Origin of the sequence: Micromonospora inaquosa (assembly GCF_003857055.1) — a bacterium.
Lineage (GTDB): Bacteria > Actinomycetota > Actinomycetes > Mycobacteriales > Micromonosporaceae > Micromonospora > Micromonospora inaquosa.
Map to the genome: position 1 here is coordinate 113,006 of NZ_QGSZ01000217.1, position 24,841 is coordinate 137,846.

Below are 24,841 nucleotides of genomic sequence, written 5' to 3' on the forward strand. Positions count from 1 at the left end.
AGCGGTTGCGCGCAGTTGTCGTCACGGCGGGGGCACCCGCGGCGGGTAACCGACCCGCTGCGACGGCGGGTGCTCAGACCAGGAACTCCTCCCGCATCCGCGCGCCCAGGTTGATCCCGCCGACGGCCCGTGGGCCGGCCGGATCGTGCACGGCGACGGTGTTGTTGCGACGCATCAGCTCACGAACGGCGGGCGGCAGTCGCGGCGGGTCGTCCATGGCCAGGAGCACCTGCCCGGCACTGGAGATCAGTCGATCGGCCAGGGTGGCGGCGTCGGTGTCCACCCGCACCCGGCCGTACTCCCAGCCGGCGGTGGTCAGGTCGAGCACCTCGAACACGCGGGTCAGCACCGGGGTCGGGTCGGTCACCCGGTCGAGCCGGGGCGCCCGGCTGCCGACCACCGTGACGGCGGCGGCCACCTGCGCGTACGGGTGGAAGCCGCACGGCAACGCGAACAGCGGCCAGCGCAGGGCCGGGCCCGCCTCCTTCCACAGCGGCCGGTAGTTACGGCGGTGCACCAGCAGTCGCCGGCCCGTCCGCCGGTGGATCTCCTGGGCCTGAGCCTGAAGGTCCACATGGGCCTCATCGGCGACCTGACTCACGATCCGGGCCGCCACCACCAGGCCGTCGTCGCTGTCGAGCGAGCCGGTGAGCGCCTCGACCTGGTCGTTGAACCGGATCCGCGCGTGGGAGCCGTACCGGGACTGGACGTCGTGCAGCAGCGCCTGCTGGCGTCCCGGGTCGAGCTGGACTCGCCTACCGCCCAGCAACCGACGGAGCCAACGCATGTCGCCTCGATTCAGCAGAGCCGTCGCGGACGGCGGCAATGCTAGTGCGTCGACTCTCCCTCATGTCGCCAAGGGGGTTGATCGACTCCGCTCTCAGGGACGGCGCTCACCGACGACGCGGCGTGATCAGCCCCGACTCGTACGCCCACACCACCAACTGGGCCCGGTCGCGGCAGTGCAGCTTCGTCATCGCCCGGTTGACGTGTGTCTTGGCGGTCAGCGGACTGATCACCATGCGCGCGGCGATCTCGTCGTTGGTCAGCCCGCGTGCGACCAGTTCGACGATTTCCTGCTCCCGGGCGGTCAGCACGTCGCGTCCGGCCGTCGGCTCGGCTGGCGGTGGGCCGGCCACGAACTCACTGATCAGCGTGCGGGTGACGGTCGGCGCGAGAAGCGCGTCACCGCGCGCGACGACGGTGACGGCGTGCAGCAGGTCGGCGGGGTCGGCGTCCTTGAGGAGGAAGCCGCTGGCGCCCGCGCGCAGGGCGGCGAAGACGTAGGAGTCGAGCCCGTAGTTGGTCAGGATGAGAACCCGGGTGGCGGCAAGGTCGGGATCGGCGGCGATGCGCCGGGTGGCCTCGATGCCGTCGAGGCCCGGCATCTGCACGTCCATCAGGACGACGTCCGGGCGCAGGCACCGCGACATTTGGACGGCCGAGGTGCCGTCGGTCGCCTCACCGACGACCTCCAGGTGGTCTTCGGCGTCGAGCAGCGCCCGGAAACCGGCTCGCATCAGCGCCTGGTCGTCGGCGAGCAGCACCCGGATCATCCCGGCTCCGTTGGCCGTCGGACGGTCATCGCGGGCCGTCCAGCGGGAAGGTGGCCCGTACGGTGAAGCCGTGGTCGTCGTGCGCGGCGGTCCGCAGTGTGCCGCCCAGGGCGGTGACCCGCTCCCGCATTCCCCGCAGGCCCACGCCCGGGGTCAACGGCTCCGCCGGTGACGCCCGACCGTCGTCGGTGACCGCGACGGTCAGCCCCGCCGGGGCGTACTCCACCTGGATGTGCGCGGTCGCGGGGCCGGCGTGGCGGGCCACATTGGTCAGGGCTTCCTGAATGACCCGGTACCCGGCCTGGTCGACGTCGTCGGGCAGGTCCCCGCGCTGACCGGTGACGGTCACCTGCACCGGTACGCCGACCGCCCGGGTCCGCTCGGCCAACTCGTCCACCCGGGCCAGCCCGACGCGGTCGGCGTCGGTGGGTGCGCGCAGGACGTCGAGGGTGGTGCGTAGTTCCCGCATCGCCGCGCCGCTGGCCTCCTGGATCGCCAGCAGCGTGGCCGACGGCGCATCGCCGTGCTTGCGGGCCAGGTGCACGGCGATTCCGGCCTGCACCTTGATCACCGAGATGCTGTGGGTCAGCGAGTCGTGCAGGTCGCGGGCGATGCGCAGGCGCTCCTCCCCGGCTCGCCGCAACGCCATCTCCTCGCGGGTGCGTTCGGCTTCGATCGCCCGCTGCTCGACCTGCTCCAGGTACGCCCGGCGTTGCCGCCCGACGAGCCCGGCGACGTTGGCCGCCACGAACCAGCCGAGCAGCAGGGCCGTCCGCTCAAGGATCAACTGACCCGGCTGGCCGGCCGGCGCCATCGAGATGTCGCGGGCCAGGAAGCCACCGAGGAAGGCGAGGCTGGCCACGACGGCGGCCGACCGGTGCCCCTGCCAGGCGGCGAGGTAGACCGCGCCCAGAACGGGGAACGCGGCGGACACCCCGGGGTGTACCCGGAGGTGAACGGCCAGCATGGCGACGGTGACCACACCCAGCGCCACCACCGGGTAGCGCCGGCACGCCGCCAGGGCCACCGCCATGGCCAGGACCAGGGCGACGTCGAGCACCTCGACCGCCGCGGCGTCCGGGGTGAGCGCGGCGTTGCCGAGCAGGAGGACGCCGAGGGCGAGACCGCCGAGGGCGTACGGGAGGTCGCGGCGCATGGTCGCACTGTAGAACGGCAGTCGTCGGTGGAGCATCCCGCGCGCGTGGTACCTGCGGCGTACCACGGGTGCGGTATCGGCGGTGTGGCAAGTGTCTGCGCCGGCACGACGCTTTCCCGGCCCGCCGGAACAAGCATCGAGCCCATGACATACCGCTTCTTCACCCCCACGCCGGCGAGGGCGGCCACCGGCCTCACCGCGGCGGTCTACCAACAGTCGCGCGACGACTTTCTCGGGCCCTTGCCGACGTTCCAGGCGCTCTCTGCCGTGCCGGACGTGCTGGCCGCGACCTGGGCGCTGATGCGGGAGGCACTGCTCGCCGGGGACACGCCCCGGGTGGACCGTGAACTCGTCGCGGCCGCGGTGTCCCGGGCCAACCGCTGTCAGTTCTGCGTCGACGCCCACGTGCTGCTGCTGCACGCCCTGGGCGCGCCGAAGCTGGCCGAGGCCGTCGCCCAAGGCGAGACGCCAGCCGAGCCGAACCACGCCCAGCTCGTCGGCTGGGCGCAGGCCAGTCGCAGCCCCGCAGCCGCCGACTGGACCAACCCGTACCGCGTGGAGATCACCGGCACCCTGCTCGCCTTCCACTTCATCAACCGGGTCGTCTCGGCGTTGCTCGACCCGGATCTGCTCCCCGGCGGCCTGCAACGCTCCCCACTGGTGCGTTCGGTCGGGGGCCGGCTCTACGCCAGGGCGGCCCGGGAGCCGAAGGAACCCGGCCGGAGCCTCCCGCTCCTCGACGTCGAGGCGACGGCAGCACCGGCCTGGGCGGGGGAAAGCCCGGTCGGTGTCGCCTACGCGTCGTTGCGCAACGCCGCCACCCGGGGTGGGGAGCTGCTGGGCGAGGTGGCGCGCGAGACCGTCACGGCCACCGTGCGCTGGGAGGACGGCCGGTTCCCGGCCCGACCCGGGGACTGGGCCGTCGACCTGGTGCGCGATGTGCCGGGCACGGACCGCATCGGGACCCGGATCGCGTTGCTGGCGGCGTTCGCGCCCAGCGCGATCAGCCCGGGCGACGTCGCGCTCTGGCGGCTCTCCCACCCCGCCGACGCCGACCTCGTGCGGTTGGTCGCGTACGGGGCGATCACGGCCACCGATCATGTCGCCCGGGCCCTCGCCTCGGCGCACCTCTAGGAGGTAACCCATGCGCAAGGCATTCGTCGCCATCACCGCGCTGACGCTCGTCGCGTTCGCCCTGCAGTTCATCCTCGCCGCAGTGGGCGGGTTCACGAAACCCGCCGGCGACGACGCGTACGCGTTGCACAGCGTCAACGGCATGGTGGTCATCCCGGTTCTCACAGTGCTCACCGCCGTGTTCGCCGCGCTGGCGAAGGCGCCGGGAAGGCTCATCGGGCTGGCGGTCCTGCCGATCGGCCTCGTCGTCCTCCAGCCGCTCATCGCCACGCTCGCCAACGCGTTCACTGACGCGTCGGGCGTCAGCACTCCGCTCGGCCTCACCATCGGTGGGCTGCACGCACTCAACGGAATCATCGCGGTGCACGTCGTCGTCGGCGTCCATCGGGCGGCGCGGAAGCTCGACGAGCCGGTGCCGGCCGGCGCGGGTCGGCTGCTCACCCCGGAAGGAGAACCGGCATGACCACCGGGTCACTGCTCGCGGCCGACCTCGTGATCGCGGTCCTCGCGTCCGCCGCCTGGCTGGGTGGTGGCGCCGCGTCCGCGGTCCGCCGCCGGCCACTCGCCCTGGGACTGGCGGCCGTCGCGCTGCTCGCCACGCTCGCCCGCGCGGTCACGATCACCGCGCTGGCCCGCGCCGGCTGGTGGTTCGCCGCGGAGAAGGTCCTCATCGCCGCGCCCCTGTCGCTCGCGGCGGTCGGCGTCGCCGGTCCGCGACTGCTGCGGGCCCCGGGTGACATCCGGGCCGTCGCGGTCCCGCTTCTCTTCGCCGGGTACGCCACGAGCAGCGCCCTGCTCGTGACGGTCCTGCACGGCTACCCGGCGTCGGCCGGGGCGGGGCTGCTCGCGGTCGCCGGGGTCGTCGCGGCGACGCTGATCTCGGGGCGTGCCCTCGACGCGCGCCCGTCCCGGACGCTGTCCCGGGTGGCCGTCGTGGCGGCGGGCGCGGCGCTGGTGACCGGAACCGGACTGACCGTCGCCTCCGGTGCCGCGCCCGGCGTACCCCATGATCATGATTATCCGGTGGCCCGGATCGCCGCCGAACCCACCAGGCGCTTCACCCTGACCGCCGGGACCGCCACGGTGAACGCGGGCGGCCGGGACGTCGCGGCGTGGGCGTTCAACGCGCAGGTACCCGGACCTGAGTTGACCGCCACGGTCGGCGACGTCCTGGAGGTGACGCTGCGCAACCGGGACATCGGGCGCGGCGTCACGCTGCACTGGCACGGGTACGACGTGCCGAACGATCAGGACGGGGTGCCCGGGGTGACGCAGGCGGCGGTGCGACCCGGGCAGGAGTTCGTCTACCGGTTCCGCGCCGATCAGGCCGGGACGTACTGGTACCACACGCATTCGGCCTCCGACGTCGGCGTGCGGATGGGTCTCTACGGTGTGCTGCTGGTGCGACCGGGGCCGGTGACCGGCCTCGACGTCACAGTGCCGGTGCACACCCTGGCGGGCCGTCCGTTGCCCGCGCCGAGGGTGGAGCGGGCCGAGGCCGGCGTGCCGGTGCGGTTACGGCTGATCAACACCGACAGCACGACGCACCGGTACGCCCTGGCCGGGACCGCGTTCCGGGTGGCCGCGATCGACGGTGTCGACCTGCGGGGCCCGACGCCACTGGTGGACACCGCCATCCTGATCCCGGCCGGGGGTCGCTACGACCTGGTCTTCGACGCGCCGGCGACCCCGGTGTCGCTGTTCGTCGACGGGCGGGCGGTCTACTCGACCGGCGCGGTGTCGACGGTGACCGACGCCTGGCCGGTGCTCGATCCGCTCGGCTACGGCGCGTCCGCTCCGGTGCCGTGGTCCCGGTTCGACAGGACGTTCACCCTCGTTCTCGATCGCGGCCTCGATCTGCGCAGATTGCTGCCGCGCTACGCCCACACCGTCAACGGCGCGGCTGACCCGGACATCCCACCGCAGGTCGTACGCCTGGGCGACGTTGTGCTCTTCACGATCGTCAACCGGTCGCAGGTCGTGCACCCGTGGCACCTACACGGCCACCACGTCCTCGTGCTGGCCCGCGACGGAGGGCCGGCGACCGGAAGCCCGCTGTGGCTGGACTCGTTCGACGTCCGTCCGGGCGAGGTGTGGAAGGTGGCCTTCCGGGCCGACAACCCGGGAATGTGGGCCAACCACTGCCACAACCTGGCGCACGCCGATGCCGGGATGACGCTGCATCTGTTGTACTCCTGATCGCGGATGCCGGTAGTTTTCAGGCATGACTGAGGACACCTTCCGTTCGGTGGCGATCGAGCGCACCAGCCTGGGCAACTACGTCGCGCGGAATGTCCGTGGCGGGTCCGTGTCGCTGGGCACGGGCGAGGACGGCAGTTTCACGCCGGTGGAACTGCTGCTGGCCGCCATCGGCGGCTGCAGCGCGGTGGACGTGGACCACATCACCGGCCGCCGCGCGGAGCCGACCGAGTTCGCCGTCGCCGTCACCGGTGACAAGATCCGGGATGAGGCTGGCGGAAACCGGATGCGGAACCTGCGGGTCGAGTTCACCGTGACGTTCCCGGAGGGCGCGGACGGCGACCAGGCCCGTGCGGCGCTACCCCGGTCGCTGCAGCAGTCGCACGATCGGTTGTGCACCGTCTCCCGTACCGTCGAGCTCGGCACTCCCGTGTCGATCGCCGAGGTTTCCGGGCCCACTGGAGACTGACCGCCATTGAGCACGGCTACTCAGGTCCGGTGCGGTTCGAACATGTGAGGGTGACGGCATGCGTCGACTAGGTGTGCCAATGCTGATCGTTCTCGCCGTGGCGGTGGGCTGCGCCGAGCCGAATGCCCGGCCGGGTCGCCCGGACCAGACGGTCGCGGCGCCGGTTCCCACCGAACTGCTCGCCGACGGCAGCGTCCCCTGGGCCGACCTGAAGATCACGGACGAGGACCTCAACGGTCGCCCGCCCGAGCCGAGGCGGCCGGCCGCCGGCACCGAGCCGTGCCGTGCGGAGCAGCTGACCGGCCGGCTCACCAACTGGACCCGGCCGGGCACCGGAGGCGAGAAGCCTCGCGGCTTCGACAGCGCGATCGGCAAGCTCATCGGCGAAGTGGACGTGCGGAACTCGTCGAAGGTGGAGTGCACCCTGCAGGGCGAGGTGCCCACCACCATGCTCGTCGCTGGCCGTGAGATCCCGATGCTCTACACCCACGGCATCAACGAGGAGGGCCGCAGCCGGGTCGTCGCCGTGCCGGCTGGTGGCCACGCCAGCCTGCGCCTGGACTGGTCCGGGCCGTTCTGCCTGCCGACCGTCGGGCTGTTGGAGCTCGCGATCGAGCTGCCGCACGACGGTGGCACCCTCCGCGCGCCGGTCGCCGCCGACGAGCGCCCGGGCTGCCCGCGGGGGGAGGGGGTCAATCCCCGGGCACAGGGGACGCTGTCCGCGAGTGGCTTCACCGAGCCGGTGGCGGTGTCGAGGCCCCCGTCCTCGCCGCTCGATCAGCTCACCGTCGCCGTTGAGGGGCCGTCAACCGCGGTCGCCGGGTCGCGCGCCACCTTCCGGGTGACGCTCGGCAACCCGACCGACGGCCCGCTCGCGTTGGATCCCTGCCCGGCCTACCTGATGGAACGGTTCTCGCTCGGCGACGCGAGCAACGACGCGGTGAACTCGTCCCAGCTGTACCGGCTGAACTGCGGGCCGCTTCCGCAGATCCCCGCCGGCGGCAACGCGGTGTTCGAAATGGTCGTCGAGGTGCCGGCCTCGATGCGGGCCGGGCGTGAGCTGACCGTGACGTGGAAGTTCTATCTGCCGCACTACGTGCAGGGAAACGATCAGCTCGGGGTGCTCACCCTCACGGTCGGCTGAGGAGCGTCGCTCCCGAGCCGGCCGCACCCGGAAAATCGACTGCTGTCGAGAACAGGGCATCGATGTTATTGAGTGCATGGGAGCGCTCCCGTACCATACCTGACGCGGCCTGTTAACGCTCACATTCGTCACTGAGCATCGACCACCACCATCATGTAGGCCGCCGTCCCGCGAGGAGGGTGCTATATGACCAGATCCAGAGTCACCAGCGCAGGTCTGGTTGTGGCCGGCGTCGGCTTACTGGTGTCGTCGACAGTTGTCGCAGCGCTGCCGGCCGGCGCCGCGGCCGAGGGCTGTTCGGTGAACTACGCCGTGTCGTCACAGTGGCAGGGCGGCTTCGGCGCCAACGTGGCGATCACGAACCTGGGCGATCCGTTGAGCAGTTGGACGTTGACCTGGTCCTACGGCGCCGGGCAGACGGTCACGCAGGCCTGGAACACGTCGTTGACGCAGAGCGGGTCCGCGGTGACGGCGAGGAACGTGAGCTACAACGGCTCGGTCCCGACCAACGGCACGGTGTCGTTCGGGTTCAACGGTTCGTGGACGGGCAGCAACCCAGACCCGACGAGCTTCGCTCTGAACGGCGTCACCTGCACCGGTGGCACGACGCCGACCACTCCACCGCCGTCGACGCCGCCGACGGACCCGCCGCCGACGACTCCACCGCCCACCCAGACCTGCGACCTTCCCTCGACGTACCGGTGGTCGTCGACGGGCGTGCTGGCGCAGCCGAGGTCGGGGTGGGTGTCGTTGAAGGACTTCACCGTTGCCCCGTACAACGGTCAGCAGTTGGTCTACGCCACCACCCACGACACCGGGACCAGGTGGGGTTCGATGAACTTCGGGTTGTTCTCGAATTATTCGCAGATGGGTTCGGCCAGTCAGAACGCGATGAACTCGGGGACTGTGGCGCCGTCGTTGTTCTACTTCGCGCCGCGCAGCATCTGGGTGTTGGCGTATCAGTGGGGTGGTCCGGCGTTCTCGTATCGGACGTCGTCGGATCCGACGAACCCGAATGGGTGGTCGTCGCCGCAGACGTTGTTCAGTGGGAGCATCACCGGTTCGGGTACGGGTCCGATCGATCAGGCGGTGATCGGTGACGGGTCGAACATGTACCTGTTCTTCGCCGGGGACAACGGCAAGATCTATCGGGCGAGCATGCCGATCGGGAACTTCCCGGGTAGTTTCGGGTCGAACTACACGACGATCATGAGTGACACGACGAACAACCTGTTCGAGGCGGTGCAGGTGTACAAGCTGCAGGGTCTGAACAAGTACCTCATGATCGTTGAGGCGATTGGTTCGCAGGGTCGGTACTTCCGGTCGTTCACGGCCACGAGCTTGGGTGGGTCGTGGACGCCGCAGGCGACGTCGGAGAGCAACCCGTTCGCGGGTAAGGCGAACAGTGGTGCGACCTGGACCAACGACATCAGCCACGGTGAGCTGTTGCGGACCAGCGCGGACCAGACGATGACGGTCAACGCCTGCAACCTGCAGCTGCTCTACCAGGGTCGTTCGCCCAGCTCCAACGGTGTCGACTACGGTCTGCTGCCGTACCGGCCGGGTCTGCTGACCCTGCAGCGCTGACCTCATGTGATCAAGCTCGACTGAAAACGGGCGGGCTCGGCGTCACGCCGAGCCCGCCCGCACCACGCCGAGTGCAGTTGATCCTTCGGCCGCGCAGGGTCCTCGCCTCCCGACCAGGGCCCGGTCGGTTCCAGCGCTTCAGCGAGACAGGCCCTTCTGATCTCTACAAGAGGGGCGGTGGCCAGGCCCGGATGGACGACGTTCTCGGCACCCGCAGGCCAGTCGAGGCGCGGGATCCGCAGCGCATATGCGCTGCGGCACCGAGGGCGAACATCGTGACGGCGGTGACGCCAGGACCGTTGAGGTGGTGGAGGGCTGGATGGGCCAGGCCCAGGCCGCCATGATGACGCCGACACCCGATCCGCTCCGTCAACAACCTCCTGGCCAGCAACAGCTAGCCCGTGGACGTCATGCCGGAACCGCCCGACAGTGGCGGCGCAGTGCGATGCGAGCGACGCCCCACTGCACCTCACACAGTGGCCTGCGCGGCCGCGCTCGCTAGATCGGCGGACGGGCCTCGCCGACGCAGGCCGCTGGCAAGGCACAGCAGTACGCCGAGCGTTAGCCACGTTGCGAGGACGATGACCGGATGGGTGGCGCCGTGGCCGTCGAAGAAGGCGGTGGATCGCAGCAGCCGGCCACTCGCACCGGGTGGTAGCAGTTGGCCGAGCGTGCCGGACCAGCCGGGTAGCATTTCGGGCGCGGTCGCGGTGCCCGCCAAGGGGTTGCCGATGAGCATCATGGTGGCCGCCCCCAGGCCGAGCCCGGTGTATCCGAGCAGGGACTCCAGCCCCAGGAGGCTCAGGGAGGTGGCCGCGACGCTCAGGGCGACCGCGCCGGTGTTCGCCCAGTAGGAGCCGGTCAGGGAGCCGAGCCAGAACTGCAGAATGGCGCTTACGGCGAGGCCGCCGGTGACGGCGAAGGCGAGCGTTCCGATGACCCGGCGGGTGGTGCCAAGGACGAGTCTCGTCAGCAGAAATGCGGCCAGCAGACCGCCCATGACCAAGGGTAGGGCCGCGGCGGCCAGCCCGGCGCCACGCGGGTCGTCGGCCGGCAGTGGGGCGAGGTCGCGGATGGCGGCCTCCGGCTTGGCGCCCTGGGACTGCTGCGGCTGGCTGAGCGCGGTGGCGATGTTGTTGAGGGTCTGGGCGACGGCTGTGCTGCCGGCGGAGGCGAGGATGACCTGTGGTGCGCCGGAGCTTACGTCGATCGCCCCGTACACTTCGCGGTCACGGATCAACTGTTCGGCGGCGGCGGTGTCGACGACTTCGGTGATTTCGAAGGCGTCGGGAAGGCGCTCGTCGAGCGCGACGCGGATCTGTCTGACCGTAGGTGCCGGTCCGGCGACGGCGATCGGCACGTCGTGCGCCGACGAGTGTACCGAGGGCCAGGCGAAGGCGGTCAGGAGCACGCTGACGGCCACCGTAAGCAGGGCGACCGCTCGGGCCACCGCCGACCAGGGCGACGGCGACGCGTTGGTTGCGGGCTGGGCCTGGACGGCCATGTCGTTTCCTCCGGATGAGACGGTGTTCATCGCAGGGTGAGGGGGGTTGCGGACTTGACGCGGGAAACGGTGCGCTCGGCCGCGTCGATTCGACTGGCGGTATCGACCACCAGCCGGACGCGGTCGGCCAGGATGACGCGGTATCCGACGACCGAGTCGCCGGTCCCGCCGACGAGCTGGTGCAGCGGATGCGATGAACAAAGTTGGACCGCGGGTTGATCAGGGTCACGGTCGCGTCGGCGCGCTGAGCCAGGCGGTTGGCCGCCATGACGCCGGCGTATCCACCGCCAACCACGACCACGCTGATGTTCTCCGTCATGGTGTCTCCCTCGTTGTCGGCGTTCGGCCACAAGACACCGCCTGAGGGGCTCGCATAACAGCGCGTGAGCCGGGTCACTCGCCGCGCGCACGCCCGACGTTTGGCAAGTAGCCGGCCGACAGGTGGTCACCGACGGAGTCGGCGTCGGGTCACCACTGGGTGATGAGCGGCGGGTCCGGTTCGTGCTGCCGCCAGGCTTCGGTGAGGCGGGCGAGGCGGGTTGGGGCGGCGATGCCGCGGACGGTTGCGATCTTGCCGTTGGTGATGTCGAACGTCACGGCGCCGACGACCTGGTCGCCGAGCACGAAGAGGATGGCGGGGGCGCCGTTGACAAGCGCGTAGTGGATGGCGGGCGTGCCGCCGGCAAGTCGCCGTTTCGCGGGTGTGGGTGTGAAGCCGGCCCGTGCGACGGCGGCGACGCGCTGCGGTGTGTCGTACTGCAGCAGCGTCTCGGTCAGGCCGGCGCCGTCGGAGATTGCGGTCGCGTCGTCGGTGAGCAGCGCCACCAGCCGTTCGGTGCGGCCCGAGGAGGCGGCGGCGAGGAATTCCTCGACGATCCTGCGGGCAACGGCCGCGTCGACTTCGCCGCCGCGGCGACGCGCGGCGGTTATGCGGCGCCGGGCCCGGTGGAGGTGCTGCTGGCTTGCGGACTCGGTGATGTCGAGGATCTCGGCGATCTCGGAGTGGCGGTAGGAGAATGCTTCGCGCAGGAGGTAGACGGCCCGCTCGAGGGGTGACAGGCGCTCCATGAGAACCAGCACGGCCAGTGAGACCGATTCGCGCTGCTGGACAGTGTCGGCCGGGCCGAGCATCGGGTCGCCGTCGAGGAGCGGGTCGGGCAGCCAGGTGCCTACGGTGCGTTCGCGACGGGCTTGTGCCGAGCGGAGCCGATCGAGGCACAGGTTGGTAACGACCTTGATCAGCCATGCTTCCGGCACCTTGATCCGCTGCCGGTCGGCGGCCTGCCAGCGCAGGAACGCATCCTGCACGGCGTCTTCGACGTCGGCGGCGGAGCCCAGCATGCGATAGGCCAGCGAGACCAGCCGGTTCCGGCTGGCCTCGAACCGGCTGGTGTCGAAGCGATCGGTGGCGCTGCTGTCCACGGGGCCCACCCTAGGCGGCTACGCGACAGCCTTCTCGGCGGACGCATTCGGCGCGGTGGCCAGGCGGTGCTTGCGCTTGGGCACGCCGAAGGTCGGGTGCGAGATGGTCCACAGCGCCATCCTGTTGATGCCCTCCTTGACCAATGCAGACGTCCGACCGCCCATGTACCTCGGCGTTGCTTGCCCTTCGTCGTCGACCGTCTGCAGCATCCCGTCCCGCCGCCCGAGGGTGATGTAGTTGTACGTGTAGACCAGCTTGGTATTCGCAATCTTACGGCTGGTCAGGCGTCCCACGATCGCGTCCACGGCCTGCCGGCCAGTGAAGCCGGCTGAACCGCAAGACATCGGCAGTGGCCGGCCGTTGTCGCCGACGGCGTAGACGCTGTCGCCCACGGCGTAGACGTTCGGGTGCGAGACCGACCGCATGGTGCGATCGACGACGATCTGACCGTTCTCAGTGACCTCCACCCCGCCGGCGGCGGCGATCGGATTGACCGCGAACCCGGCGGTCCACACGGTCGCGTCGGACGCCAGGGCGGTGCCGTCGGCGCAGAGCACCCGCGTCGCTTCGACGGCTTCGACGCTGGTGTGCTCCAGGACAGTGATGCTCAGCCGGTCGCATGCCTGGCGCAGGTGGCTGCGGGCTCCAGCGGAAAGCCGGGCGCCCAGCTCGCTGCGGGCGACCAGCGCCACCGACAGGCCGGGCCGGGACTCGGCGATCTCGGTGGCGCTCTCGATGCCGGTCAACCCGTCACCGACGACCACCACACGCCCACCTCCGCCCCGCCTGCCCAGGCTGCCCAGGCGCTCGCGCAGGCGCAGCGCCGAGGGCCGGCCGGCAACATCGAAGGCGTGTTCGGCCACGCCGGGGACGCCACGGTCATCGACGCGGCTGCCGAGCGCGTAGACAAGCGTGTCGTAGCCGAGCTCGCCGCTGCCGCTGCCGCTGCCGCCGCCGTCGGCGTCGGCGACGGCAACGACCTGGCGCTCGGGGTCGACGGCGGTGACACGGGCCAGGCGCAACCGGATCCCCGTGCCCGCGAACGCGTCAGCGAGCTTCAGAGCCTCGATCTCCCGACCGGCCGCGAGCTGGTGCAACCGCATCCGCTCGACGAAGTCCGGCTCGGCGTTGACCACGGTGATCTCGGTGTCCGCCCGGGACAGCCGGCGGGCCAGGTTCCCGGCTACGTAGGCCCCGGCATAGCCGGCGCCGAGGACCACGATGCGGTGCTTCATGTGTTGCTCCTGTCGGTTGCCTTGCTCTCGGTGAGTTGAGCGGAGCGGCGCCCCGATTACTGACAGGAACTGCATGTGGCATGGGTCACAGAGTGGCAGGACCGCCGCCCAACGGTGGGGATCCACTGACCGCCACCAGCGCATCGGCGGGACGCGGACGAATCGGCTCAGGTCTTGGCGAGTGCTTCGCGGCGGATCCACTGGAGCAGGGTGGGGTTGTCGACGGTGGTGATGACGCTGACGGTGGTACGGAAGTAGCGGTCGTCGTTCAGCGTGGCCAGCATGCTCGCGGCCAGGTCCGCACGGGCGGTGAACCTGCCGTCGGCGTGGCCCTCGACGAGGGCGTAGTCGGTGGGCGACGGCAGGTGGTAGAGCCCGTTCGGGCGCACGATCGTCCAGTCCAGATCGCTGGCGCGGACTAGCGCCTCCATCCGTCGCATGTCGTCGTACAGCGTTTTACCCAGCACCCGCGTCACGTATGGCAGTAGGACTCGGTTGAACAAAAACCCGCCATCGGAGTACGAGTGCGGGGCGACCCCGGTTGAGCTGACCACCGAGAGGCGACACACCCGATGCCGATCCATCGCGGCGACTATATTGGCCACTCCACGCGAGTAGGTGCTGATCGGTTTCTTCCCAGCGGGCACCCCGAGCGCCGACATCACCGCATCCCGCTCCGCGACCGCGGCGTCGACGGCCATCGGGTCGAGTACGTCGGCACCGACTACCTCGAGGCAATCATGGTGCAGCGGGAACGAGTCCGGCTGCCGGGTGACCGCGGCGACCTGATGCCCGGCGGCGAGTGCCTGGCCGGTGAGCAGGCGGCCGGTGGGACCGTTGGCTCCAAAGACTGTGATACGCATGACGACTCTCCTTCCTTGGTTACGACATCTCCTGGTGAACGGGCCGGGAAGCTGCGCGCAGCGGGCCGAGTGTCTGCGCCCCGCCAGCAGCTCGTCCCGACCTTGCCTCCAGCCCGTCCGTAACAACCGCCTCGGCGGCCAACCGCGCCAGCAGGCCCAGCTTGGCGGCGCCTGTCGTCGTCGCCGTCACCTCGTGGCCACGCGCCACCAACTGCGGCACCAGCCGCCGCCCCAACACTCCGGCCCCGCCCGCCACGAACATCCGCACAACCAGCACCCTTCCCCGACGTAACTTCCTGTCTCCGCTATCGAGACGAGACAGCGTGGCCGGTCTGTGACATGCGGACGCGAGATGGCGGGAAGAAGATCGTCGACAGCGCCGCCTGCGGCGGACCTGAAATAGGTCCGGCTGCCCGCTGGCCCAGGACCGGTCGTCCCGGAATCGCGTTTCCGGGACGACCGCCAAGGGACGTATCGAACTCGCCCTGGTCGGTGACGTCGGCGGCGAGGCGATCGGGGCGATTGCACCAGGTCGTCTCCGGTTGATAGAGCCGACGGTCGATCACAGCTCGCCCGGGGTGAGACGTAGGCCAGGAACTGTCAACACCGCGACCTGGCTGTTCTCCACACGGCCGGCGGTGCCGTGTCTTGCCGCTCACCCGGATCGAGCACACGGCCTTATTCCAGGAAGCCGTCTCGGCGGCGACCGATGGGTGACATCGTCGGTCGACCGTATGCGGACTTCCAAACTGAGGCCCGCATCGGGGTTTCCGCGTCCGCGCCGCGCTTCTACGAAGGCAAAGAATTGATCATCGAGCATCGGAGCGGCGGCAAGAGGCACCTTCACCAGGAGCCTGGAACGCGACCGCGACGCCGTGAACGCCGCGCTCACGCTTCCCTACAGCAACGGCCCCACCGAAGGCGTCAACACCAAGACCAAACGGATCGCACGTCAAACGAGCGGGGCTTCACCCAGCTCCGCCACTCCATCCTCCTCGGATAGCAGCATCCTCCGTCACCACCGAAAGCGAGACAGGGCCGTTCGTACGAAACAGGCCCTTGCGGGGCGGTTGAACAAGTGTTTAATCTGGTGTCATGGCGTCGGAGGGCGTGGGATCTGGGGGGAACGGTGGGGAGTTCGCCACCGTGAGCCGGATCCGTGACGCCGCTATTGCGCGGTTCGCCCGCGACGGCTTCCAAGTGGGGTTGCGGACCGTCGCCGCCGACGCTGGCGTAACCGCTGGCCTGGTGATCCATCATTTCGGTTCGAAGGACGAGCTTCGTCTCGCCTGTGATGAGCATGTGCTGGAAACCCTGCGCCAGGAGAAGACCAAGACGCTGACCGACGGCACGGGGACGATGCTGCTGGCGCAGATGGCCGAGGTGGAGCGGTTGGCGCCAATGGTGCGGTACCTGCTGCGCAGCATGCAGGCCGGTGGCGAGTTGGCGCTGAAGCTGATCGAGAACATGATCGCCGACGCGGAGCAGTACCTGTCAGCGGGTGAGGCGGCGGGAGTGGTCCGGCCCAGCCGGGACCGGGCCGCCCGCACGCGGTATCTGGCCTATCAGGCGACGGGCAGCATGGTGCTGTGGTTCACGCTGCACGGTGCCGACGCGGAGCCAGCGGAGTTCGCCGCTCTGTTCCGCCGGTATATCGAGGATCTCGCGCTGCCTGCCCTTGAGTTGTTCACGCAGGGTTTGCTGGTCGACCGGTCGATGCACGATGAGTACCTGATGTACGTGCCGGATCCGCCGTGCGCAGGCGACGCAGACAGCATAGCGAGCTAGTGCCACCACGCCCCGGCGTGGCCTCTTTCCTCCGCGAATCCGCGTGATCGACCACATCAGAACCCCAGGCTGCCCTGGGCTCTCTCCTCAAGACGAGGTTTACGACGATGACCGCTGCAATCGACATTCATCACATCGAAAAGTCATTCGGCAGGGTGCGGGCGCTGGACGGACTGGACCTTCAGGTCGAGACCGGCAGCGTGCACGGTTTCCTCGGGCCCAATAGCGCCGGTAAGTCCACCACCATCCGGATCCTGCTCGGGCTGCTGCGCGCCGACGCCGGCCGGGCCAGGATGCTCGGTGGTGACCCGTGGGCGGACGCGGTGCCCCTGCACCGCCGGCTCGCGTACGTCCCCGGCGATGTGGAGCTGTGGCCCAGCCTGACCGGCGGCGAGGCGATCGACCTGTTCGCTCGCCTGCGCGGCGGCACCGACCCGGTTCGCCGCGACGAGCTGTGCCAGCGTTTCGACCTGGATCCGAGTAGGAAGGGCCGCACGTACTCCAAGGGCAACCGGCAGAAGGTGGCCCTGATCGCGGCGCTGGCCAGCGATGTCGAGCTGCTCCTGCTCGACGAGCCCACCGCCGGGCTGGACCCGCTGATGGAAGCGGTGTTCCAGGAGTGCATCCGCGAGGCGAAGGACGCCGGCCGTACGGTCCTGCTGTCCAGCCACATCCTCGCCCAGGTCGAGGTGCTCGCCGACCAGATCTCGATCATCCGCCAAGGCAGAATCGTCGAGACGGGCTCGCTGGCCGACCTGCGGCACCTGACCCGTACCTCGGTCGACGCGATCACCGACCGACCGGTCGACGCCCTCGCCGGCCTGCCCGGCGTGCACGGCCTGCGGTCCGAGGACGGCCACGTCCGCTTCGAGGTCGACGGCGACCACCTCGCCGCCGTGGTACGCCACCTCGGCGACCTAGACGTACAGGGGCTGACTGTCCGGCCGCCGACGCTGGAGCAACTGCTGCTACGTCATTACGGCAACCAGCTTGCGCACAACGGTGCGGCGGAGGTGGCGTGATGACTGCGGCGACGGTCAGCCGCCCGGTGCACGTCGGTGTCAGCGGAGGCAGCGTCAGCACCGGAACCGGCACGCTCCTGCGGTTCATGCTGCGCCGCGACCGGATCCGCTTCCCCGCGTGGACGCTCGGGCTGACGCTGCTCATGACGTACTTCGCCACCGCACTGGACACTCTCGTCCAGAGCCCGGAGGACCTGGAGGGACTGACAGCGTTCTCCGGCAGCCCGGCCGGCGCGCTGTTCGGCGGACCCGGCTTCGGCTTCGACGACCTGACCCTCGAACGGTTCCTCGCCGGCCAGTACGGCCTCTACGTGGCCATCGGCGCCGGCCTGATGGGCCTACTCACCGTCGTGCGGCACACCCGTACCGAGGAGCGTTCCGGCCGAGCCGAACTGATTCGGGCCAACGTGGTCGGCCGGCACGCCCAACTCACCGCCGCGCTGACCCTCACCGCCGCGATGGCGATACTGGTCGCGCTGCTGATCGGCGCGACGCTGACCGGCCGCGGCTTCGACGCGGCCGGGTCCATGCTGTTCGGTGCCTCCGTCGGCGCGGTGGCCCTCGCCTTCGCCGGCATCGCCGCGGTCACCGTCCAGATGTCGGAGTATCCGCGAGCGGCCTCCGGCATGGCCGGCGCCGCACTCGGTGCCGCGTTCGTACTGCGTGGACTGGGTGATATGGCGACGGTCCAGGGCAGCGGGCCGTCGTGGCTGTCCTGGCTGTCGCCGATCGGCTGGTCGCAGCAGACCGCAGCGTACGTCCACAACCGCTGGTGGCCACTGGCCATCTCGCTGACCTTCGCGGCGGCGACCGCCACCACCGCCTACGTCCTGTCGGCGCGCCGGGACTTCGGCGCCGGCCTGGTGCCGTCCCGACCGGGATCGCCGCGCGCCGCGACCTGGCTGGCCGGTCCGTTCGCGCTCGCGTTCCGGCTGCACCGGGCGAGCCTGATCGGCTGGAGCGCGGCGCTGCTAGTCGCGGGCCTCGCCTACGGGTCGTTCACCCAGCCCCTGCTCGACGGCTTCGAGAACGCACCCGAGGACCTGCTCGCCGTCATGGGCGGATCGGAAGACCTGCTCGACGGCTACCTCGGCATGATGGGCCTGACCATGGCGCTCGCCGTCGGTGTCTATGTGGTGCTCGCCGTCCAGACGCTACGCGCCGAGGAAACCGAGGGACGCACAGAACCCGTGCTCGCCACCTCGGTCAGCAGGACCGTCTGGCTCGGCAGTCATGTCGCCGTCGCGGCGCTCGGCGTACCGTGGCTGCTGCTCGTCGGCGGCCTCGGTGTGGGCCTCGGAGCCTCGGTGAGCACCGGCGAGGCAGGGCTGATCGGTGATGTGCTGCTCGGGCACGTCGCCCACACGCCAGCGGTCTGGCTGATCCTCGCCGCGACCGCCTTTCTCTACGCGGCAGTCCCGCGTTTGCTGCCGGCGATCTGGGTCGTGGTCGGCTATGGCCTGATCGCCGGCTACTTCGCCCCGATCCTCGACATCCCGGCGGCCGCTCTACGCCTGTCACCGTTCGAGCACGTCGGGGACTACCCCTTGGAGGACATCAGCGGTGTCGCGGTTGTGATGCTGACCCTGCTTGTCGGTGTGCTGCTCCAGGCCGCCGTGATCGTGTTCCGCCGCCGGGACCTCGGCACCGGCACGTGAGACCGTCCAGGGGCCGCCGAGGCGATATCAACGCTCAGTGGCCCCTGGAACTCGCGCAGAGGCTGAAGATCAGCATGTGCGGGCGTTGTAGGCGGCCCAGTAAGGGCAAACGCGATCTTAGAGCGTTTTTGGGATGTGTGTTGGTCGGGCGTGCCGCACAGTGGGTGCGATCGGTCGAACGCGGGGTGGTGCCGAGAAGTGTGCCGCCGAGGAGGTTCGGTGGGCCGGTGCCGGTCGCGTCGGCGGTGTCAGGGGATGCGGGCCGCGTGCCGTCGGTGCCGCGCGAGACGGTCATGGGTGGCAGGTCGACAGCCTTTGCAACGCGCTGCTGCAGGTACGGACGCACGAAGGTCTGCGGACAGCATTCGAGGCGATCTTTCCTGACGCCCAACCGCTTTGGCTGAAGGCAAAGCGTTGACCAACTGGGTGGTCGTCAAAAGCGGAGGGAAACCGTCCTCCTGAAGGCTGAGGAGCCGTCAGGCGTCGTATCGGAAGTGTGCCGGCGGACCGCCCTCCGGGCAGGCCGGGCGGGGCGTGTGCACGCACTCGATCCAGTGGTCGCCGCCTGGGGGTACCTGGTAGGTCCGGGGTCCGGGTGCTGCGGTCGTGACAAAGCTCCGACCCCGGTTGGTCACCTCGACCCGCTTTCGTTTCCCAGCGACCACGAGGTCGAGTTCGAGAGTCCACTCCACCGTGCCGGTGGTGAACGCGGTCAGGTCGAACACCTCGGTCTCGCCCTTGGCGAGGGTGAACCCGAACAGTGGCCTGCGCCCCTCAATCAGGGTGCGGTAGCGGGCGGCCGGCTGGGGAGCGTCCAGGTCCATCTCGACGTCCCGTGGTTCGGCGGCTCCCTGCTGGCCGCCGCAGCGCAGTTGTACACCGGCCGGTTCCGGAGTTTGGCTGCGCCGGATCACGCGGGCACGCAGGTTGTCGATCAGCACCCCCTGGTCGCCGGCGCCCTGCACGACGACGCGTACCCGGCTCACCTTGTGATCGACCGCGCCGAGGGCGCGCGCCCAGTCGATCAGCGTCGCGCAGCCCACCGGTGGATCATCGGAGGGCCGGGCGTCCTTCGGCAGCACCATGGCGAACTCAGCGGTGCCCCAGGTGTCCACGGTGGCCGGATTCACCACGACGTGTACCGCGACGACCTGCGGGTCCACATGATCAACCCACCTGGGCACATAGATGCTCGCGACGGCGCCAACGAGGGCGGCTACCGCAGTGCCCAGCACGAACCACCACGCCCGATGTAACGATCCCAGCACCCGACGCAGCCGCGGTACAGGCTGATCGCCGCCTGGTTTGTCCTGGTCCGCTGCCGGACGCCCGCCCCGGACTACCTTCTTGCGGTCCGGACCGCTGGTGCCGCGCCGCCGTTTCGGTTTGCCGCCGCTCACGACCCGGACCCCTGCCACGAACCCGCCAGCTTGCCGTCCGGGACCGACCACACGTGGCCGTACTCCGGGCCGGCCAGCAGCCAGCTGCCGTTCTCCGTGAACTCCAACTCGGTGGGGTTCACTGCCGGTTTGGCTCCCGAGGCCACGGCCGGCACCTTCCAGTGTCCAACCTCCTGGGGAGGGCCCGGATCCCAAAGCACCACTTCGTCGTTCAGGGTCAGGAATGCCACGTGCCGAGCCTGCCGGTCCACTGTGCTGGTCAGGGTGCTACCGCAGGCGCAGGGCCGCCACTGGAATGTCTGCTCGTCCGGCACCCAAACCAGGAAGCCTTCTTGACCGGCGATCACCACCCGCTTTCCGCCGTTGACCACGGCCAGCCCTGCTACGTCCAAGATGACACCCGGATCACTCGGGACCTCGATGCTCGACGGAAGCGGCGAGACGATCTCACGGCGACTGTGCAGATCGTGGAGCCAGTAGCGACTGTTGTCCCGTTCATCGAACAGTTCGACCACCAGATGGCCGCTGTCGGCAGAAAAGCGTAACTTGCCGGTGCGCGGCTGGGGTTCGCCGTCCGGCCGCTTTACCTCCTCGGGCAGGGGCAGCGCCGTGGGGTCCTTCGTGGTGAAGTCGTAGAGGACCACCGAGTCCGGTAGTCCGACCGCGAGGTATCGCCCGTCGGGAGAGAAGTCCATGCTGATCCGGGCGTCTTCGGCGCCGGTGCCGAACCGGTCGAACTCGGCACCGTCGGCGGTGGAGACAACCACCCAGTCGCCGGCCAGCCGTGCCTGATACTTACCGTCCCGGGTGAGCTGGGCGCCGGCGAGACTCCGACGGGCCAGGTCGAACTCAGGACCGGGCGGCGCCGCGCTGCTGACCGACGGCTCGACGATCTGATCGGTGCCGTCCAGTCGAGTCGGCCCCGGTTCGGTGGTGCAACCGGCAAGCAGCAGACTCACCAGTCCGGCGAACATGGCCCGCGTTGGCCAGGCTCTCGCCGGCGCCCGGCAAGCCGACGGTGCCGCGCGCGGGGGATGGCGTCGACCCGCCAGCGCGCCGACCCGCTCGGACAGCCGGAGCGGTTGGCGCGGGTCGCACCTCGCCGCCGATTGCCACAGCACCAGTGCGCCTCCAGTGATCCACTGTGGTCACTCATTTTGCTCAGGCATTCTATCCTTTGGCGTCGATTCGCCCGGATGGCAGAATACTGACAGTTCGCTACTCGATGGTGTTGACAGTCCAACAACGCATTCAGACGCAGGGACCGCTCAGGGTCTCACTGCACTCGGACGGGGCTGGGCTTCAACTCCCGCGACCAGGTCGCCTTGTCGCCGTGCGGTGGGGGGGGGTAGTGACTGAGAGAGCGTTTCGCATGTCTGTCAGTCGGGTGGGTTGAAGGTGCGGCTTTTTTGGCGGGCAGCGGGTCCGCCTCTGGTGCGGAGGCCGAGCATGCCGGCGATGGCGGCCCAGCGGATCATGGCCTCCGAGGTGGCGGGGCGGGTTTCGTAGTCGCGGGCCAGCCGTCGGTGGGCGGTGAGCCAGGCCAGGGCCTCTCCACCACCCAGCGGCGGCGGTGCACGACGAACCCTTGCTGGTCGGCGGGTTTACGCACGATCTCCAGCGTGGTGCGCAGGATGTCGCGGGCCCAGTCGACCGGACGGCCGGCGAACCCGGAGTCGGCGAACACGTGCCGGATCGGGGTCGCCGCGTACGTGGCGAGCAGGGCGCCCTTCGCGCCGTCGCGGTCCTGCCACGAGGCGGCCAGGACCCAGACCGTGACCAGCAGACCCAGGGTGTCGGTCACGATGAACCGCTTCCGACCGTTGACCTTCTTCCCGCTGTCGTAGCCGCGGGAGTCGCGGTGCACGGTGTCGGCAGCCCGCACGCTCTGGGACTCGATGATCCCCGCTGTCCGCTCGGGCTGCCGGTCGTGGGCCAAGCGGACCTGCTCCCGCAGTTCGGTGAGGATCCGCTCGGTCACGCCCCGCCGGTTCCATCGTTGGAAGTGGGAGTACACGGTCTGCCGGGGCGGGAAGTCCACCGGCAGATACCGCCACGCGCAGCCGGTACGCACCACGTACAGGATGCCGTCGACGATCGCCCGACGAGGGTGCTTCTCCGGTCTGCCCGTCCACTGCGGCGACGGCAGCATCGGCTCGACGATCTCCCGCTCGGCATCGATCAGGTCAGACGGGTACCGCCGCGCTCGATCCATGCCCGTCTACCGGCCGCGCCCAGCCCATCGATCGCACCCACTGTGCGACACACCCGGCCAGCACACATCCCAAACGCGCTCTTAGGCTGGCGGCGACATCCGGGTAAGGATGTTATGTGAGCTGTGAATCACCAATTTCGCCAGCGGTCGATCCAACTGCCTCCCCTCTCGTGCCGCAAGGGGAGGGGATTGCGCTGCGAGACTGGCTCGACGCCGATCTGCCGCACATGCCGAGTCTCTTTGACGTGCCGGACATGGCCGCGAACACGGACCTTCCTTCTCCGTTCCATGCGGACGCCTTTCTGGTCAGAATTCGGCGGCGTCGTGCCCAGGGCATTGTCGACCTGGCCGTGACGCGAGACGGCCGGGAGCCGCTCGGCCTCGTCGCACTTCACGGGGCGATCGGGGTGCCGGGGTACGCCATCGGCCCGGCGCACCGCGGCCGAGGTATGGCGTCGCGTTCTCTTTGGTTGCTGACGAGGTTCTGCCACGAGGAACTCGGCTTCACCCGACTGCGGCTGAGCATCGTGCAGAGGAATGTGCCCTCGCAGCGGGTCGCCGCGTCCGCCGGATACGTCCGAAGCGACGATGACGTCGTCGAGAGGCCGGATGGGTTGGGGCAGCCAAAGCTGCTCGAAACGTGGCAGTGGATCGCTCCCGGGACGTTTGCCTGACAAAGACGGATACGACACGCGTCATCGGGGCGGTCTGTGGCTGACGAGTTTGGGACGATGCGCCGGTCGACCTACCGACATCACCCGACTCGAAGGGATCCCCCGCGATGGCAAAGGTCATCTCCACGCTGTTCATCTCGGCCGACGGTGTGGCCGAGATCGACCCCGACTGGCACTTCCCGTACTTCGACCAGAACATGGGCCGCGCCGTCAGCGAGGACTACGACGCCGCCGATGTGCTGCTCATCGGCCGCGAGACGTACGACAGCTTCGCCGGCGCCTGGCCCGACCGTGAGGCCGCCGGTGGTGACGACGCGCCGTTCGCCAAGCAACTCGGCGACGTGCGCAAGGTCGTCGTCTCGCGTCAGCCGCTGGAGTTCTCCTGGCGCAACTCGGAGCTGATCAACGGTGACCTCCTCGACGCCGTCACCGCGCTCAAGGCCGATGCCGGTGTTCGGGGCGTCCTCATCCCCGGGTCGATCTCCGTGGTGCAGCAACTGCTCGCCGCGGGCCTGGTCGACGAGCTGCGCCTGCTGGTGCATCCGGTGGCCGCGCGTAAGGGCCGCAAGCTGTTCGACGAGGGCGACGCGGCGTACCACCTGCGACTGCTGGCGTCGGAGGCCTTCCCGACCGGCGTCCTTCGCGTGATCTACGCGCCGGGCACGGCGCCGACGCCGGTCGGCTACGACGAGGTCAAGGACCAGGTGCCGGCCGGCAACTAGGCGGTTCGGGGTCGCGTTTCCGGTGCTGAATGGTATGCGCTGTGGAATTGGCGGCTACCGATGTATCCCACACTTCGGGCGAGCATTTAGTGAGGCCCATCGATATTGACGGTTGAGGTCGGCGGCGACAGGATCTCGGGCACCACCACCCTGATCCCTCTCCTGGGAGGCGCCATGACCCGTCCCCGCCTGCCCCTCCTGCGGGCAGCCACCCGGTTGGCCGCACTCGCCCTCGCCACCACCGGCGTGCTGCTCACCGTCGCCGCACCCGCCAGCGCGGCCGTGCCCACCGGCCGCTACGTCGCGCTGGGCGACTCGTACACCGCAGGCCCGCTGATCCCCACCCAGGTCGACCTCAACTGTCTGCGGTCCAACCGCAACTACCCGTCGCTGGTGGCGGCGTCCGCCGGCTCGTCGTCGTTCGCTGACGTGAGCTGCTCCGGCGCCACCACCGACGACATCCTCTACGGCGGTAGCGGCCAACTGGGCATCACGCTGCCACCACAGCTCAACGCGGTCACGTCGAACACGTCGCTGGTGACGGTGCAGATCGGCGGCAACGACATCGGCTTCGCCGGCATCATCGGCGACTGCGCGGAGGCGAGCCTCAGCAGCCCGCTCGGATCTCCGTGCAAGAACCGGTACACCGCCGGAGGTGTGGACCAGTTGCAGGCGCGGATCGTCGCCGCCACCCCGAAGGTGACCGCCGTGCTCCAGGCGGTCCGGCGGGCCGCTCCGGGCGCGCGGGTCGTGGTACTCGGGTACCCGGCGATCCTGCCGGACACCGGCTACGGCTGCTGGCCGGTCGTCCCGATCGCCTACCAGGACGTGCCGTACCTGCGTGGCATCGAGAAGTCGCTCAACGCGATGCTGGCCAGCGCCGCGGGCGCCAACGGCGCCACCTACGCCGATGTCTACACCCCGTCGATCGGCCGCGACGCGTGCAAGGGCAGCGGCACCCGGTGGATCGAGGGTCTGGTGCCGCAGAACTCGGCCGCGCCGTTCCACCCCAACGCCCGAGGTGAGCAGGGCATGGCCACCGCCCTGCTGGCCAGACTGAACAGCTGATCAGGCCCGCGACCGGCCCCGTCG

Annotated in this window: 23 protein-coding genes and 4 pseudogenes; 14 read left to right on the forward strand and 13 right to left on the reverse strand. The window is 69.7% G+C overall.

Going from position 1 to position 24,841, the window contains the following annotated elements:
• Nucleotides 1-73: 73 nt before the first annotated feature.
• The 3 genes from DLJ59_RS17180 to DLJ59_RS17190 all read right to left on the reverse strand — a co-directional run bounded on the left by DLJ59_RS17180 (nt 74) and on the right by DLJ59_RS17190 (nt 2,712).
• Nucleotides 74-787, reverse strand: a complete 714-nt coding sequence (locus tag DLJ59_RS17180; RefSeq protein WP_124773649.1) for a hypothetical protein — start codon at nt 785-787, stop codon at nt 74-76.
• Between the two features lie 106 nt (nt 788-893).
• Nucleotides 894-1,556, reverse strand: coding sequence for a response regulator (locus DLJ59_RS17185; RefSeq protein WP_124773650.1), 663 nt, complete (start codon nt 1,554-1,556; stop codon nt 894-896).
• 25 nt (nt 1,557-1,581) lie between these two features.
• Nucleotides 1,582-2,712, reverse strand: coding sequence for a sensor histidine kinase (locus tag DLJ59_RS17190; RefSeq protein WP_244236076.1), 1,131 nt, complete (start codon nt 2,710-2,712; stop codon nt 1,582-1,584).
• A gap of 144 nt (nt 2,713-2,856) precedes the next feature.
• On the opposite strand from DLJ59_RS17190, the gene DLJ59_RS17195 reads away from it, so the two are divergent.
• The 6 genes from DLJ59_RS17195 to DLJ59_RS17220 all read left to right on the forward strand — a co-directional run bounded on the left by DLJ59_RS17195 (nt 2,857) and on the right by DLJ59_RS17220 (nt 9,245).
• Nucleotides 2,857-3,846 carry a carboxymuconolactone decarboxylase family protein gene (locus tag DLJ59_RS17195; RefSeq protein WP_124773652.1) on the forward strand — a complete coding sequence of 330 codons (990 nt, stop codon included), beginning with the start codon at nt 2,857-2,859 and terminating at the stop codon, nt 3,844-3,846.
• 10 nt (nt 3,847-3,856) lie between these two features.
• Nucleotides 3,857-4,309: a DUF6220 domain-containing protein gene (locus tag DLJ59_RS17200; protein ID WP_124773653.1), complete on the forward strand. Its 453-nt coding sequence runs from the start codon at nt 3,857-3,859 to the stop codon at nt 4,307-4,309.
• Entirely contained in the window at nt 4,306-6,045 is a 1,740-nt protein-coding gene (locus DLJ59_RS17205) for a multicopper oxidase family protein (RefSeq protein WP_124773654.1), read from the forward strand. The genes DLJ59_RS17200 and DLJ59_RS17205 overlap by 4 nt, the downstream gene beginning before the upstream one ends.
• Before the next feature lie 25 nt (nt 6,046-6,070).
• A complete protein-coding gene (locus tag DLJ59_RS17210) occupies nt 6,071-6,514 on the forward strand; it encodes an OsmC family protein (protein ID WP_124773655.1) in 444 nt (147 codons plus the stop codon).
• Nucleotides 6,515-6,593: 79 nt separating this feature from the next.
• Nucleotides 6,594-7,658, forward strand: a complete 1,065-nt coding sequence (locus DLJ59_RS17215) for a hypothetical protein (RefSeq protein ID WP_124773656.1) — start codon at nt 6,594-6,596, stop codon at nt 7,656-7,658.
• Between the two features lie 186 nt (nt 7,659-7,844).
• Nucleotides 7,845-9,245, forward strand: coding sequence for a non-reducing end alpha-L-arabinofuranosidase family hydrolase (locus tag DLJ59_RS17220; protein WP_124773657.1), 1,401 nt, complete (start codon nt 7,845-7,847; stop codon nt 9,243-9,245).
• Nucleotides 9,246-9,714: 469 nt separating this feature from the next.
• Here the strand turns inward: DLJ59_RS17220 and DLJ59_RS17225 are convergent, their stop codons facing one another.
• The 6 genes and pseudogenes from DLJ59_RS17225 to DLJ59_RS17250 all read right to left on the reverse strand — a co-directional run bounded on the left by DLJ59_RS17225 (nt 9,715) and on the right by DLJ59_RS17250 (nt 14,538).
• Nucleotides 9,715-10,749 carry a hypothetical protein gene (locus DLJ59_RS17225; protein WP_124773658.1) on the reverse strand — a complete coding sequence of 345 codons (1,035 nt, stop codon included), beginning with the start codon at nt 10,747-10,749 and terminating at the stop codon, nt 9,715-9,717.
• A gap of 217 nt (nt 10,750-10,966) precedes the next feature.
• Nucleotides 10,967-11,068, reverse strand: a pseudogene (locus DLJ59_RS38095) (hypothetical protein); the annotation flags it as partial.
• Nucleotides 11,069-11,217: 149 nt separating this feature from the next.
• Nucleotides 11,218-12,171, reverse strand: a complete 954-nt coding sequence (locus tag DLJ59_RS17235; RefSeq protein ID WP_208648733.1) for a sigma-70 family RNA polymerase sigma factor — start codon at nt 12,169-12,171, stop codon at nt 11,218-11,220.
• Nucleotides 12,172-12,189: 18 nt separating this feature from the next.
• Nucleotides 12,190-13,407 (reverse strand): NAD(P)/FAD-dependent oxidoreductase, encoded by a 1,218-nt coding sequence (locus tag DLJ59_RS17240; RefSeq protein ID WP_124773660.1) that lies wholly within the window; start codon nt 13,405-13,407, stop codon nt 12,190-12,192.
• 167 nt (nt 13,408-13,574) lie between these two features.
• Nucleotides 13,575-14,270, reverse strand: coding sequence for an NAD(P)-dependent oxidoreductase (locus DLJ59_RS17245; protein ID WP_124773661.1), 696 nt, complete (start codon nt 14,268-14,270; stop codon nt 13,575-13,577).
• Nucleotides 14,271-14,289: 19 nt separating this feature from the next.
• Entirely contained in the window at nt 14,290-14,538 is a 249-nt protein-coding gene (locus tag DLJ59_RS17250) for an NAD-dependent epimerase/dehydratase family protein (RefSeq protein WP_208648734.1), read from the reverse strand.
• Nucleotides 14,539-15,112: 574 nt separating this feature from the next.
• Here DLJ59_RS17250 and DLJ59_RS17255 point away from each other — a divergent pair.
• The 5 genes and pseudogenes from DLJ59_RS17255 to DLJ59_RS17270 form a co-directional block, all read left to right on the forward strand.
• Nucleotides 15,113-15,273, forward strand: a pseudogene (locus DLJ59_RS17255) (transposase); the annotation flags it as partial.
• A 92-nt stretch (nt 15,274-15,365) separates the two neighbouring features.
• Nucleotides 15,366-15,551: pseudogene (locus DLJ59_RS38300) on the forward strand (helix-turn-helix domain-containing protein); the annotation flags it as partial.
• A gap of 21 nt (nt 15,552-15,572) precedes the next feature.
• Nucleotides 15,573-16,058, forward strand: a complete 486-nt coding sequence (locus tag DLJ59_RS38305; protein ID WP_425271435.1) for a hypothetical protein — start codon at nt 15,573-15,575, stop codon at nt 16,056-16,058.
• Between the two features lie 107 nt (nt 16,059-16,165).
• A complete protein-coding gene (locus tag DLJ59_RS17265) occupies nt 16,166-17,080 on the forward strand; it encodes an ABC transporter ATP-binding protein (protein ID WP_124773663.1) in 915 nt (304 codons plus the stop codon).
• The gene (locus tag DLJ59_RS17270; RefSeq protein ID WP_124773664.1) at nt 17,080-18,738 is read left to right on the forward strand and encodes an ABC transporter permease; all 1,659 of its coding nucleotides are present in this window, start codon (nt 17,080-17,082) and stop codon (nt 18,736-18,738) included. The genes DLJ59_RS17265 and DLJ59_RS17270 overlap by 1 nt, the downstream gene beginning before the upstream one ends.
• Before the next feature lie 476 nt (nt 18,739-19,214).
• On the opposite strand, the gene DLJ59_RS17275 is transcribed toward DLJ59_RS17270, so the two are convergent.
• From DLJ59_RS17275 to DLJ59_RS17285, 4 genes and pseudogenes are all read right to left on the reverse strand, one after another.
• A complete protein-coding gene (locus DLJ59_RS17275; protein WP_124773665.1) occupies nt 19,215-19,973 on the reverse strand; it encodes a hypothetical protein in 759 nt (252 codons plus the stop codon).
• Nucleotides 19,974-20,134: 161 nt separating this feature from the next.
• The gene (locus DLJ59_RS17280) at nt 20,135-21,112 is read right to left on the reverse strand and encodes a WD40 repeat domain-containing protein (protein ID WP_124773666.1); all 978 of its coding nucleotides are present in this window, start codon (nt 21,110-21,112) and stop codon (nt 20,135-20,137) included.
• A gap of 305 nt (nt 21,113-21,417) precedes the next feature.
• Nucleotides 21,418-21,510: pseudogene (locus DLJ59_RS38310) on the reverse strand (DUF4291 domain-containing protein); the annotation flags it as partial.
• Between the two features lie 102 nt (nt 21,511-21,612).
• Nucleotides 21,613-22,353 carry an IS5 family transposase gene (locus DLJ59_RS17285; RefSeq protein WP_208648735.1) on the reverse strand — a complete coding sequence of 247 codons (741 nt, stop codon included), beginning with the start codon at nt 22,351-22,353 and terminating at the stop codon, nt 21,613-21,615.
• Between the two features lie 116 nt (nt 22,354-22,469).
• Between DLJ59_RS17285 and DLJ59_RS17290 the strand changes: the two genes are divergently transcribed.
• From DLJ59_RS17290 to DLJ59_RS17300, 3 genes are all read left to right on the forward strand, one after another.
• Nucleotides 22,470-23,027 carry a GNAT family N-acetyltransferase gene (locus DLJ59_RS17290; protein WP_124773667.1) on the forward strand — a complete coding sequence of 186 codons (558 nt, stop codon included), beginning with the start codon at nt 22,470-22,472 and terminating at the stop codon, nt 23,025-23,027.
• Between the two features lie 107 nt (nt 23,028-23,134).
• The gene (locus tag DLJ59_RS17295; protein WP_124773668.1) at nt 23,135-23,749 is read left to right on the forward strand and encodes a dihydrofolate reductase family protein; all 615 of its coding nucleotides are present in this window, start codon (nt 23,135-23,137) and stop codon (nt 23,747-23,749) included.
• A 174-nt stretch (nt 23,750-23,923) separates the two neighbouring features.
• Nucleotides 23,924-24,817 (forward strand): SGNH/GDSL hydrolase family protein, encoded by an 894-nt coding sequence (locus DLJ59_RS17300; protein WP_124773669.1) that lies wholly within the window; start codon nt 23,924-23,926, stop codon nt 24,815-24,817.
• Nucleotides 24,818-24,841: the final 24 nt, after the last annotated feature.